This window comes from Modicisalibacter radicis (assembly GCF_900961225.1).
Lineage (GTDB): Bacteria > Pseudomonadota > Gammaproteobacteria > Pseudomonadales > Halomonadaceae > Modicisalibacter.
Genome location: NZ_CAAHFN010000076.1, coordinates 193914 through 206656 on the forward strand (window position 1 = coordinate 193914; position 12743 = coordinate 206656).

Consider the following 12743-nt stretch of genomic DNA (forward strand, 5'->3'; position numbering starts at 1 on the left):
GCGCGGCCGGCATGCCTGCGGCGGTTCATGAGGGCGCCGCCGCCTGGGCGGATGCCCTCAGTTCCGCGATCAGCGCGTCGGGCAGCTCCAGCGTTTCGGCGGCCGCGGCGCGGGTGGCAAAGCGTCGCGTGCCCGGCAACCGCACGCCGGGCTGGGCCAGCATTTCGCTGAACAGGGCTTCGGCGTGGTCAAGATACCCCTCGCCAAACCGGCTCGGATCGAACACCAGCAACAGATGCGCCACGCTGGGCGGCTCGCCCTCGGCCTCGAAGAACGAGCCGGCCTGGAAGCCGAAGTGACTGCCGGTCAGCCCGGCGGTCAGCAGTTCCACCATCAGCGCCAGCGAAGCGCCCTTGGCATCGCCGGCCGGCACCATGCTGCCGGCAATGGCCGCTTCGGCGTCGGTGGTGGGACGCCCCTCGAGATCAAGCGCCCAGCCCTCGGGAATCGGCTCGCCCGCTGTCCTGGCCAGCATCACCTTGCCGCGCGCCACCTTCGACAGCGACAGGTCGATGACCAGGGGCTCGGCGTTCGCCCGCGGCGCGGCAAAGGCGATGGGGTTGGTGCCGTAGAGCGGACGATTGCCGCCCCAGGGGGCCATCGCCGAGGGCGCGTTGCTGAAGGCCATCGCCATCAGCCCCTCGCGGGCCAGTCTCTCCACCGGATAGCCGGCCACCCCGAAGTGGTGCGAGCGGGAGATCGCCACGGCGACCATGCCCAGCTCGCGCGCCAGCGGTATGGCACTTTCCACGCCCCGGGCGATCGCCGGGAAGGCCAGCCCGTGCCGGGCGTCGATCCGGATCACCGAGCCCTCGATGGCGCTGCTGGCCCGCGCACCGGCATCGATCTTGCCGCTGCGCGCCTGGTCCAGGTAGAACGGCAGCCGCGACAGCCCATGCGAAGCCAGGCCGTCGCGGTCGGCCATCACCAGGGCGTCAGCCGTGACCTCGGCTTCCCAGTTGGGCACCCCGACCGCGGTCAGCGCGGCGATCGCCAGCGCATGGGCCTTGTCGATCGACACAACGGTCATGCCGTCACCCCCAGCGCGCGGCGCACATTGTCGACGGTTATCCAGCCGATACGCTCGTTGGACTCGCGAGTGACCCCGGCGATGTGCGGCGTGGCGATCAGCCCCTCGAGACCGGCCAGCGGCGAACCGGCGGCCAGCGGCTCCTGCTCGAAGACATCGAGCATCGCCCCGCCCAGGTGGCCGGCACGCAGACTCTCGGCCAGCGCCGCTTCGTCCACCACCCCGCCGCGCGCGGTATTGATCAGCACACTGCCCGGTTTCATGAGCGCCAGCGTCTCGCGTCCCAGCAGATGCCGGGTTCCCTCGCTCAGCGGCACATGCAGGCTCAAGGCGTCGACGCGCGGCAGCAGCGCCTCGAGGCTGGCCGCGCGCTCGACCTCCTGCCAGACAGCGTCCCGCTCGTCGACGAAGGGGTCGTAGGCAATCACCGACATGCCCAGGCAGCCGGCGCGGCGCGCCACTTCGCGGGCGATCGCCCCGAACCCCACCAGGCCCAGCATGGTGCCTTCGCTTTCGCGACCAATCAGCGCCTGACGCGGCCATTCGCCGCCCACCACCCGCGATGTCGAAAGATAGGCGCCGCGCTGTAGCATCAACACCCCGGCCAGCACGTATTCCACCACCGAGACGGTATTGCCACCCTGGGCGGGCAGCACGGCGATGCCTCTTTCCCGGCAGGCATCCAGGTCGATGTTGTCGAGCCCCACGCCCAGCCGACCCACCGCCTGCAGGTCGGGAAACAGGCCGAGCAGGGTCGCGTCGACCCGGGTGCGGTTGCGGACGATCAGTGCGCGTACGCCCGCGCCCATCGTCAACAGTCGCTGGCGATCCTCCACCAGCGACGGCTCGAAGGTGACCGCGAAGTCGCGCTCGAGCTCGCTGACGGCCGCCTCGTCCATGAATTCCGTGATCAGGATGTCGGTCATCGTTACCTCGTTTGTCATTGAGTACGCCACAGCAGGCCAACCGGCAGCGGCACGTTGAGAATGATCGCGAACAGGACGTAGAAGAGAGCGATGATCAGCAGCAGCACGGTCGCGTAGCCCGCGGCGCGCCTCGGCGTCCAGCCGTGATAGTGGGAAAGCAGCGCCAGGCACGCCGCGCTCAACAGGCTCGACGTGACGAACCCCAGCCACTTGAGCGTCAGGCTCCAGAGCAGCAGCACGACGATCAGCCCCAGGCGACGGGCCACGCTGCCCGGCTCGGGGCGCGGTCGTGTCGGTTTTGCCAGTAGGCTACGCAGCAGCAGGGCCGCGCTGAAGATCAGCACCAGCACGGCAATGGTCCGGGGAAAGACGCTGGCCATGATCGAGATGTCGGCGCTGAACCACAGCGCGCCGAGCGCGATGCCCAGCATGGCGACGGCGAGACAGGCGTCGGAGCCGCGTGCCGCGACCCGCTGCGTCGGTTCCGTGGTCGACTTCATGGACGGGCCTCCTCGGGTTCCCTGGGCAGCCGCCGCGCGCGGTGTGCGCGCCATAGCGGATACAACACCGACAGCAGCACCATCGCGATGATCGCCAGCGACAGCGGCCGGCCGAAGAAGGCGCCGAGCACCGAGCCCGAGGCGTTGCCCATCAGGTAGCCCTGGACGAAGCCCTGCTCGGCGATGGGTCCCAGGATCAGCCCCAGCACGATCGGCGATGGCTTGATTCCGTAGCGCGCCAGCACCCAGCCGATCACGCCCAGCACCACCATCACCACCACGTCGAACGGGTTGTTGCGGATGGCATAGGTCCCGATCACGGTCATGAAGGCGATGCTCGGCACCAGCAGCGCCTTGGGGATGCTGACGATCGACTTGAAGGCGTAGCGGCCGATCAACAGCCCCATCGGCAACATCAACAGCGTGGCGATGACCAGCCCGCCGATGAAGGTGTAGGTCACGCTGGCATTGGTGGTGAACATCTCCGGGCCGGTCCGGAACCCCTGGACCAGCAGCGCCCCGAGGATCACCGCATCGGGCGGCGTACCAGGAATGCCCAGCACGAAGGTGGGTATGAAGCCGCCGCCCACGGTGGCGTTGTTGGCCGTTTCGGTGGCGATCACGCCATCCGGCTCGCCATGGCCGAACCGCTCGCTACGCCGCGAAGTGCGCCGGGCCTCCGAATAGGAGACCAGGCTGGCGATGGAACCGCCCGCCCCCGGCAGGATGGCGACCAGCGTGCCGATCACCGCGCTGCGTACGGCATTGAACTTGCCCCGCCAGACCAGCCGCATCCCCTCGCCGAGGCGGATGCCCCGCCCCTTTTCCGGCGGTTGCAGGTGAGCACTGGGCGTGGCGACCAGATCGATCAATACCGGAATGCAGTAGAGGCCGATCAGCGCCGAGATGGTTTCGATCCCGCCGAGCAGAAACTGCGAGCCGAAGGAGTAACGAATGTCGCCGCCGACAACCGACACCCCGACCGTCGACAGCAGCAGGCCGATGCCGGCGCCGATGAAGCCCTTGAGGGTCGAGCCCTCGGAGAGCGCCGAGATCAGCGTCAGGCCGAAGATCGCCAGCCAGAAGTATTCGACCGGGCCGAACTTCAGGGCGATCTGCGCCAGTAACGGTGCCAGGGTCAGCAGCGCCAGGGCCCCGACCAGCCCGCCGATCACCGACGAGAGTGTCGACAGCGTGACCGCCAGATCGCCGTCGCCGCGCTGGGCCATGGGATAGCCGTCGAAGGTGGTCGCAATCGCCGAGGGCGTGCCCGGCGTATTGACCAGTATCGCGGCATAGGAGCCGCCGTAGATCGCCCCGGTGTAGATCGCGCCAAGCATGATCAGCGCCGCCTCCGGCGGCATGCCGAACGTCACCGGTACCAGCACCGCCACGGCCATGGTTGCCGACAGGCCCGGCAAGGCACCGATGACGATCCCCGCGGCGACGCCGACGATCGCCAGCAACAGATTGACGGGGGACAGCGCGGCGGCCATGAAACTCAATGTTTCCATGAACTACCTCCCTTGAGGAACGCGTCGGCCCGGGCGGGCCCGGGCCGGCGGTCAGTTCACTCGATGATCCCCATGTCGCGGGCGACCTGCTCGTATTCCTGGCGACGCTTGTCCATGAAGTCGTCCATTTCGCCGTAGGGCACATCGATCAGCACGAAGCCCAGGTCCTCCATCTTCTGGCGGAACTCGGGATTCTGATTGATCTCGGAGAAGATATCGGACAGCTCGGTGGTCACCTCGTCGGAAACCCCCTCGGGAACCGCCATGCCGCGGTAGGCGCCACCGGTCATGTCGTAGCCGAGTTCCTTGAAGGTCGGCACCTCGGGAAACAGCGGATGACGCTCCTCGGAAGCCACCGCCAGCATGCGCACCTTGTCGCTGTGGTTGGCGGCGGTGGTGGTATAGCCCCACTCGGCCCGCACCTGGTCGCCCAGCAAGGCGGCAACCGCCGCGCCGGTGCCCTTGAACGGAATGTAGGTCGTCTTGACGTCGGCCAGCGATTCGAACCGCTGATTGGCGATGTCGTTGGCGGACTGCGTGCCGCTGCCCGAGACGGTGATCCTGCCCGGGGCCTCCTTGGCGGCGGCGATCAGATCGTCGAGCGTCTCGAAGGGACTGTCGTTGTTGACGATCAGCGCGTCCGGCGAATAGTGGAAGTAGAAGAAGTTCTTGAGCTCCTCTGTCGTGAAGCCCGGCTCCTTGCCCATCGGCTTGAGAATGATATGTGGCAGGTTGGTGCCCATGATCGTGTAGCCGTCATCCCCCATCTCGTTGAGCTGCGACCAGCCCACGGCACCGCCGCCGCCGGCCATGTACTGGATGATCAGCTGCTGGCCGGTCAGTTCCTGGAAATACTGCTGCTGCAACCGGGCACTGATGTCCGACTCGCCGCCGGGGCCGAAGGGGATGATGTATTGCACGTTCTGGTCGGGATAGTTCCCGGCATCGGCCGCCATCGCCGATCCGGCGAGTGTCGACAGGGCGAGCAGGCCGCCCAGGGCGGTCGTGGTCGCGAGGGTCCTGAGGGGGTTCAACTGGCGCATGACGTTGTCTCCGCTTGATATTGTTGTGGTATCCGGTAGTGGCCGTTCGAGTGCCGGTTGCACCGGATGCCTGGCACGTCCTAACCGTCTTGTCTCAAGCAACTTCATTTCGCCGCTCTACGTCGGCTGTTGTTATCGATCACGGGTGGCGATGCGCCACCCGTCGAGTCCGGCCGCCCGGGCCGGTGGCTCAGGCGCTCTCGTAGAGCCGCGTCAGCACGAACTCGCGATGGCCCAGCGCCTCGGCGTTGGTATGCCGGCCGTTGGCCGTACGCAACAGCATCTCCAGCAACTGATCGCCGGCCTCGCCGAGATTGATCTCGCGACGCAGCACACCCGAGACGTCGACATCGATATGCTCGCCCATGGTGCGCACCGTGCGCGGGTTGGCGCAGATCTTGATCACCGGCAGGATCGGGTTGCCGATCACGTTGCCCTGGCCGGTGGGGAAGAAATGCGCCACGTAGCCGGCCGCCGCGCACAGCGTGACCATCTCGGCGGCCGCCGACGAGGAATCCATGAACCACAGGCCCGGCCCGGTCGGCGCCTCGGCCTTGTCGAGTACGCCATCCACCCGGCACAGCTTGCCGATCTTCTGGATGTTGCCCAACGCCTTTTCCTCGATGGTGGTCAGCCCGCCTTCTATATTGCCCTTGGTCGGCTGGGATTCCGATAGATCGCTGGTCTTGTGGCGATCGATCATCGCACTGTAGCGGTCGAACATCGCCTGGAATTCATCGCGCACGCCGTCGTCGGCGCAACGCTCGGCGACCAGGTGCTCACCGCCGGTGAGTTCCGAGGTCTCGCCGAACAGCAGCGTCGAGCCCTGCGCATAGAGCTTGTCGAAGGCGTCGCCCACCGTCGGGTTGGCCCCGCAGCCGGACGTCGTATCGGATTCACCGCACTTGGTCGACACCCACAAGTCGGCGATGTCACAGGGTTCGCGCTGCAACTCGGTGGCGAACTGGACGAATTCGCGGGCCTTGCGCGAGGCGGCGGCGATGGTGTTGTGATCGCCATTCTGCTCGATCCAGAAACCTTCCACCGGCTTGCCGGTGGCACGGATGCCATCGACCACCTTGCCGGTCCAGCCGGGCTCGATGCCGATCACGATCACCGCGGCGACATTCGGATTGCAGCCGGTGCCGATCAGGGTGCGGAAATGCAGGTCGAGATCCGCGCCGAACTGCAGCCGTCCGTAGGGGTGCGGCAGCGCCAGCGTACCCTTGATGTTGTTGGCCACCGCTTCGGCCGCGGCGTTGGAGATATCGTCCACCGGCAGCACGATGACGTGGTTGCGAATGCCCACGCGGCCGTTGTCGCGCCGATACCCCAGAAAAGTGCTTCCCTTGAGTTCCATGCCTACCACCTCTTGGTCTTGACGTTATGGACGTGGAGGTGCTCCCCCTTGCGAATCGGCTTGACCACGCGACCGATGTCGACGCTGTACTTGATCACCGTGTCGCCCTCGGCGAGGTCGCGAATCGCCAGCTTGTGGCCGATCGGAATGGCGTCACGGACCTCGAACTGCAGCGTCTTGTCCTGATCCATCACCCAACCGGTCAGCGTCTGACCCGCCTGGACCCCCTCCACGACCACCACGCCGACCGCATCGTCGGCGTCGTGAACCACGAAATCGATGCTCATGCTCCTCTCCTATGACTGGCGAGCCGCTCGCTCGCAAGTCATGTATATGACATAGTATATATAACAGTCAAGGAGATGTCGGCGATGCCCGCTGATCGTTATAATCCCCTCATCGTGACCCGAAACCCTTCGAAAATGGCCAAGGACGACTTGCCGATGACTGCGCCGAAAGGCCCTACGTTTCAGCCGCTCTACAAGCAGATCAAGGAGTTGCTTCTGGAGAGGATCGCCTCGGGCGAGTGGCCGCCGGGGACCTTCATCCCCAGCGAAGCGTCGTTGGCGTCCAGTTACGACGTCAGCGTGGGTACCCTGCGCAAGGCGCTGAACGAACTGGTCGCCGACAACGTGGTGATTCGCCGCCAGGGCAAGGGTACGGCGGTGGCCACCCATGACGCCGATCGCGCGCTATTCCGCTTCTTCAACATCGTCAGCCACGACGGCGAACGCTGCCTGCCGGTATCGCGGGTGCTCGGTCGGACCCGGCGGGCCCCCACCGCGGACGAGCGCCAGACGCTGGAACTGGCCGACGGCGGCGAGGTCATTCATATCCGCCGGGTGCGCGAATTGCAGGGAACAGCGATCCTGCTCGAGGATATCGTGCTGGATGCCGCCCGCTTCGCGGCGCTGGAAAACCAGCCCGAGGTGCTGCCCAATACGCTGTATCAGCTCTATCAACAGCAGTACGGCCGCACCGTGGCCCACGCCGACGAGACCCTGGTAGCCGTCCGTGCCGGGCGCGACGAGGTCGAACAGCTGGGGGTCGCGAGCGGCGAACCGCTGATCGAGATCCGCCGGGTGGCGCGGGATTATCAGGACGTGCCCATCGAACGGCGGATCTCGCGGCTATCGACCCGCGACTATGCCTATGCGTGCACCCTGTGAGGCAGCCCTCTCAGGGTGCCGGCGCTTCTTCCTGGAGGAAGACCTTGAAGGCCTGCCACAGCGGACTGCGATAGCGTTCGGGGTGCCAGACCAGCGAAAAGGCCCGGGTCAGGCTCAGGGGACTTTCCAGCGCCACCAGTTCGCCACGTGCCAGCTCGCCGGCGACACTCAGCCGCGACAGGCAGGCCAGGCCGAACCCGGCGCGCACGGCCTGCTTGATCGCCTCGTGCTGGTCCAGCTCCATGCGCACATGGATCCGTTCGACGTGGGGGTGAATCGCCGCCTCGAAGATCGCCCGGCTACCCGAGCCCGGCTCGCGCAGAATCCACTGCGCCGACTGCAGTGCATCGCCATCCAGTCGCCCTCGACCGGCCAGCGGATGCTGGGGCGAGGCGATGATCGCCATTTCGTCGTGACGCCAGACCTCGCTGACCAGGCGGGACTCCGTGCACTGCCCCTCGATCAGCCCCAGATCGGCATCGAAACGCAGGATGTCGCTCATCACCTCCCGGGTGTTGCGCAACCGCAACTGCAGATCGACCGCCGGATGGCGTTCACTGAAGCCCCCGGCCAGCATCGGCAGCAGATAGGTGCCGATGGTCGCGCTCGCCGTCACGTGCAGTGCACCGCGTAACGCTCCTTCCGGTTCCCGGGCGGCATCGATCAACTCGGCCATGCCGTGCAGGAGCCTTTCGGCGTGGATCAGCAACCGGCTCCCGGCGTCGTTGAGCTCGAGACGCCGGCCCAGTCGCTCGAACAGCACCACCCCAAGCTGACGTTCGAGATCGCCCAGCGCCTGGCTGGCCGCCGACTGCGACAGGCTGAGCTGCCTGGCCGCCGCGCTCACCGAACCGCCCCGGGCGACCCCGACGAAGACCTGAAGCTGACGGAAGGTCACGTGCGTCGACATATCGGCTCCACTTAATAGGCATATCGTTATTACCCAATAACACATAACGCCATCGCCGATTAGTCTATCCAGACAATTCGAACCGTTCGGTCTCGACGGAGGCGTCTCATGTGGCAGGGCATCGTGTTATGTGCCGGGTTGACCCTGGGTGGGTTCGCGCTGACCCAGGTCCCCGGCATCGCCGAAAGCGGCATCAGCCCCCTGGTGTTCTCCCTGCTGCTGGGCCTGGTGGCGGGCAACCTGCCGCTCGCCAGGCGGCTGCCGCAGACTCGCCCCGGACTGCAGTTCGCCACGCGCTGGTTGCTGCGCGGCGGCATCGTGCTGTTCGGCCTCTCCCTGACCTTGCAGCAGATCCTCGGCCTCGGCCCCAAGGTGATCGTGCTGGATACCCTGGTCATCACCAGCGTGCTGGTGATCGGCTACTGGGTGGGTACGCGGGTGCTCAAGCTGGATGCCGAAACGGCGCTGCTGACCAGCGCCGGCAGCGCCATCTGCGGCGCCGCCGCGGTGCTGGCGACGGAGACGACGATTCGCTCGAAGCCCGCGGCGACGGCGATGGCGGTGGCCACCGTGGTGCTTTTCGGCAGCCTGGCGATGCTGCTCTATCCGCTGCTCTATCCGCTGACCGGCATGGACGAGGGCCTCTACGGCATCTACATCGGCGCCACCGTGCACGAAGTGGCCCAGGTGGTCGTCGCCGGCGATGCGGTGGGCCCCCAGGCACTGGCCAACGCGGTGATCGTCAAGCTGGTGCGGGTGATGCTGCTGGTACCCTTCCTGCTGATCGTCGGTCAATGGTGGCTGCGTCGCGATACCCAGGACTCTGATCCGGACGCGGCGCGTCCCGCACTGGTGATTCCCTGGTTCGCGTTCGGCTTCCTGGCCATGGTGGTGTTCAACAGCCTGGTCGCCCTGCCGGCCATGCTGCATGGCGGCCTGGTGGTGACCGGCCAGATCGCGCTGGCCATGGCCATGGCGGCCCTGGGCTTCGAGACGCGCCTGGAAAGGCTCAAGGCACTGGGAATCCGCCCCTTCCTGCTGGCGCTGTGCCTGTTCGCGCTGCTGCTGGGAGGAGGATGGGCGCTCACGCCGCTGCTCATGAGCTGACCATGGCCTGGCCGGTTGCTCCGAAAGCCCGGCCCGAGCCCCGCCAGCAACGCAAACGCCCGCTAGCAGCGGGCGTTTGCGCAGTCGGGTCTAATGCGTTCGCGTCACCAGGGAATCGCCTCGACCCACGGCGAAATACAGCAGCCCGGCCGCCTTGATCGCCGCGGGGTCGTAGAGATTGCGCCCGTCGACCACCACCGGGGTGGTCAATTGTGCCTTGAGCCAGTCGAAATCGACGCTGCGAAAGGCCTTCCACTCGGTGCAGATCACCAACGCATCGGCGCCGGAGACCGCCTGCTCGCGATCGTCCACCAGAACCAGGTCGTCGCGCTCGCCATAGAGCCGGCGGCACTCCGCCATCGCTTCGGGATCGAAGGCCCGCACCCGGGCACCGGCCGCCCATAGCGCTTCCATCAAGGTACGGCTCGGCGCCTCACGCATGTCGTCGGTATTGGGCTTGAAGGCCAGCCCCCACACCGCGATGGTCTTGCCGGCCAGTCCGCCGTCGAAGGCCTGGGCGAGCTTGGCGAACAGCGTGACCTTCTGACGCTGGTTGACCGACTCGACGGCCTCGAGCAGCTCCGAGCGATAGCCGATCTCGCTGGCGGTGCGCGCCAGCGCCTGGACGTCCTTGGGGAAACACGAACCGCCGTAGCCACAGCCAGGATAGATGAAATGATAGCCGATACGCGGGTCGCTGCCGATGCCGTGGCGCACCTGTTCGATGTCGGCCCCCAGCCGCTCGGCGAGATTGGCGATCTCGTTCATGAAGCTGATCTTGGTGGCGAGCATGGCGTTGGCCGCGTACTTGGTCAGCTCGGCGCTGCGCACGTCCATGAACATCAGCTTTTCATGGTTGCGGTTATAGGGCGCGTAACACTCGCGCATCAGCGTCTTGACCCGCGGCGAATCGGTGCCCACGACGATCCGCGCGCCCCGGGCGAAGTCCTCGATCGCCGCCCCTTCCTTGAGAAATTCGGGGTTAGAGCAGACATCGAACGACGTCTGCAGGCCTCGCGCGGCGAGGGTGGCGGCGATCTCGGCGTGTACCTTGTCGGCGGTACCCACCGGCACGGTGGACTTGTCGACGACCACCTTGTAATCCGTCATGTGTTCGCCGATGCTGCGCGCCACCGCGAGGACGTACTGCAGATCGGCGCTGCCGTCCTCGTCCGGCGGCGTACCCACGGCGATGAACTGCAGGGTGCCGAACGCCACCGCGGTGGCGGCGTCGGTGGTAAAGCGCAGCCGGCCCGCGGCCATGGTGTGGCTCACCATCGAGTCGAGACCGGGTTCGTAGATGGGTAGTTCACCGCGCTCGAGCCGGGCGATCTTGTCGGCGTCGACATCCATGCACAGCACATCGTGACCGACATCGGCCAGGCAGGTTCCGGTTACCAGCCCTACATAACCGGTGCCGAAGATGGTGATTTTCATGACGTGTTATCCCTGAGCCACTCTCATACTTGATAGAAATCGCGATACCAGGCGACGAAACGCGCCACCCCCTCCTCGACACCCACCGTGGGCCGGTAGCCGGTGACCGCGAACAGCGCCTCGGTATCCGCCCAGGTCCGCGGCACGTCGCCCGGTTGCATCGGCTGGTAGTCGTACCGCGCGGTCTGCCCGGTGGCAGTCTCGATCGCACGGACGAAATCCATCAGCGCCACCGGACTACCGTGCCCGATGTTGTAGAGCGCGATCGGCGCGCGTCCGCTGTCCGGGACCATGGCCTCGGCCGGCCATTCGGGATGCGCGCTGGGAATGACGTCGAGGACCCGCACAACGCCTTCGACGATATCGTCGATATAGGTAAAATCCCGCGACATGTCGCCATGATTGTAGATCGGCAGCGCCGTCCCCTCGAGAATCGCCCGGGTGAACTTGAACAGCGCCATGTCGGGCCGCCCCCAGGGACCGTAAACGGTAAAGAAGCGCAGTCCGGTGGTGGGCATGTCATAGAGATGCGCATAGGTATGCGCCATCAGCTCGTTGGACTTCTTGGTCGCCGCGTACAGGCTGATGGGATGGTCGACGTTATCGCAGGTCTCGAACGGCACCTTGCCGTTCATGCCGTAGACCGAACTCGAAGAAGCGTAGACCAGGTGCGCGACCTGCTGCTGACGGCAGCCTTCCAGCACGTTGAGGTGCCCGATCAGGTTCGACTGGGCATAGACCATCGGGTTTTCCAGCGAATAGCGCACCCCCGCCTGGGCGGCGAGATGGACCACCCGGTCGAAGCGCTCGCCGGCAAACAGGCGCTGCATGCCCGCACTATCGGCAATGTCCAGCCGCTCGAAGCGTACGTTGGTGAAACCACCCAGATCGTCGAGTCGGGCTCGCTTCAGGGAAACGTCGTAATATTCGTTGAGATTGTCGATGCCGACGATGGCATGTCCATCCTCGGCCAATCGCTTGGCGACCGCATGACCGATGAAACCTGCCATGCCGGTAATCAGAATGTTCATGAACCTTCCGAGTCGCGTGAAAAATTGCGCGCACTATATCATGTGAGCGCCCCCCGGGGAGTAGCGTCCCGGATACGCTAAGGCTTGCGACGATGCGCGGCAATCGCCCCGACCAACCCCAGAGCCACCAGCGCCAGGCTCGCCAGGCCGAGATAGTCCAGGGCCGTGGCGAAAGCCATCAGTCGGGGATCGTCGGCGCCCCCTTCCCGAGCCTGCCGTAGACCGTACAAGGCCAACTGCCCCGCGCCGACCATCAAGACGAAAAGCAGGCCCAGCGGCAGGCAGGATGACAGTCCGGGCGGGATCGGGATCTTCGGCAAGCGAAGCCGGAGTCTTCTGCGCGGCGCGGCGGGCTTGCTGCTGGCGGCGCGGCTCGACTTGGCCGTGCCGCCAGGCTGTCGCCTGGGACGCGGCTTGCGGGTCGCCTGGCCGGCCCTGGCGCCACTCTTGCGCTTCGTGCCACGGCGCGAGCCCGCGAACAAGCCGCTCACGGCCGTTACCGACAACAGCGCCACCAGCAGAAATAGCGACGAAAAGAATACCAGTGCGGCCATCACCTCTCCCTTGTTGCAATGCTCGCCGGACCCGCCGGAGCGGGGGCTGGCTCGAGCGTGCATGGTACGCCCCGCAACGTGCCGATGGCGATCCAGACAGGACGACGGAGGGACAGGACGATAAAGCGCAATGCGAAGGAAAGGCGGGGCAGCACGTGCCGC

The 12743-nt window shown here is 66.1% G+C and carries 13 protein-coding genes; 2 read left to right on the top strand and 11 right to left on the bottom strand.

Annotated elements, in window-relative coordinates; translation table 11 throughout:
• Positions 1-25: 25 nt before the first annotated feature.
• From HR9077_RS14900 to HR9077_RS14930, 7 genes are all read right to left on the bottom strand, one after another.
• Positions 26-1030, bottom strand: a complete 1005-nt coding sequence (locus HR9077_RS14900) for an Ldh family oxidoreductase (RefSeq protein ID WP_136067779.1) — start codon at positions 1028-1030, stop codon at positions 26-28.
• On the bottom strand, positions 1027-1956 hold the full coding sequence (locus HR9077_RS14905; protein ID WP_136067780.1) for a hydroxyacid dehydrogenase: 930 nt from the start codon (positions 1954-1956) through the stop codon (positions 1027-1029). The genes HR9077_RS14900 and HR9077_RS14905 overlap by 4 nt, the downstream gene beginning before the upstream one ends.
• Positions 1957-1970: 14 nt before the next feature.
• Entirely contained in the window at positions 1971-2456 is a 486-nt protein-coding gene (locus HR9077_RS14910; protein WP_168380964.1) for a tripartite tricarboxylate transporter TctB family protein, read from the bottom strand.
• Entirely contained in the window at positions 2453-3970 is a 1518-nt protein-coding gene (locus HR9077_RS14915) for a tripartite tricarboxylate transporter permease (protein ID WP_136067782.1), read from the bottom strand. The genes HR9077_RS14910 and HR9077_RS14915 overlap by 4 nt, the downstream gene beginning before the upstream one ends.
• Positions 3971-4026: 56 nt before the next feature.
• Positions 4027-5013, bottom strand: coding sequence for a tripartite tricarboxylate transporter substrate binding protein (locus HR9077_RS14920; RefSeq protein WP_136067783.1), 987 nt, complete (start codon positions 5011-5013; stop codon positions 4027-4029).
• 190 nt (positions 5014-5203) lie between these two features.
• Complete coding sequence (gene suyB, locus HR9077_RS14925) at positions 5204-6373, bottom strand: (2R)-sulfolactate sulfo-lyase subunit beta (protein ID WP_136067784.1); 1170 nt, start codon at positions 6371-6373, stop codon at positions 5204-5206.
• 2 nt (positions 6374-6375) lie between these two features.
• Complete coding sequence (locus HR9077_RS14930; protein WP_136067785.1) at positions 6376-6660, bottom strand: UxaA family hydrolase; 285 nt, start codon at positions 6658-6660, stop codon at positions 6376-6378.
• A gap of 156 nt (positions 6661-6816) precedes the next feature.
• On the opposite strand from HR9077_RS14930, the gene HR9077_RS14935 reads away from it, so the two are divergent.
• Entirely contained in the window at positions 6817-7542 is a 726-nt protein-coding gene (locus HR9077_RS14935) for a GntR family transcriptional regulator (protein WP_136067786.1), read from the top strand.
• 10 nt (positions 7543-7552) lie between these two features.
• On the opposite strand, the gene HR9077_RS14940 is transcribed toward HR9077_RS14935, so the two are convergent.
• The gene (locus tag HR9077_RS14940; protein ID WP_136067787.1) at positions 7553-8452 is read right to left on the bottom strand and encodes a LysR substrate-binding domain-containing protein; all 900 of its coding nucleotides are present in this window, start codon (positions 8450-8452) and stop codon (positions 7553-7555) included.
• A gap of 108 nt (positions 8453-8560) precedes the next feature.
• Between HR9077_RS14940 and HR9077_RS14945 the strand changes: the two genes are divergently transcribed.
• Positions 8561-9559 carry a YeiH family protein gene (locus HR9077_RS14945; protein ID WP_136067788.1) on the top strand — a complete coding sequence of 333 codons (999 nt, stop codon included), beginning with the start codon at positions 8561-8563 and terminating at the stop codon, positions 9557-9559.
• A 90-nt stretch (positions 9560-9649) separates the two neighbouring features.
• Here HR9077_RS14945 and HR9077_RS14950 read toward each other — a convergent pair whose 3' ends face one another.
• The 3 genes from HR9077_RS14950 to HR9077_RS14960 form a co-directional block, all read right to left on the bottom strand.
• Positions 9650-10996, bottom strand: coding sequence for a UDP-glucose dehydrogenase family protein (locus HR9077_RS14950; RefSeq protein WP_136067789.1), 1347 nt, complete (start codon positions 10994-10996; stop codon positions 9650-9652).
• 23 nt (positions 10997-11019) lie between these two features.
• The gene (locus tag HR9077_RS14955; RefSeq protein ID WP_136067790.1) at positions 11020-12027 is read right to left on the bottom strand and encodes an NAD-dependent epimerase; all 1008 of its coding nucleotides are present in this window, start codon (positions 12025-12027) and stop codon (positions 11020-11022) included.
• Positions 12028-12104: 77 nt separating this feature from the next.
• Entirely contained in the window at positions 12105-12581 is a 477-nt protein-coding gene (locus tag HR9077_RS14960; RefSeq protein WP_136067791.1) for a hypothetical protein, read from the bottom strand.
• Positions 12582-12743 lie beyond the last annotated feature (162 nt).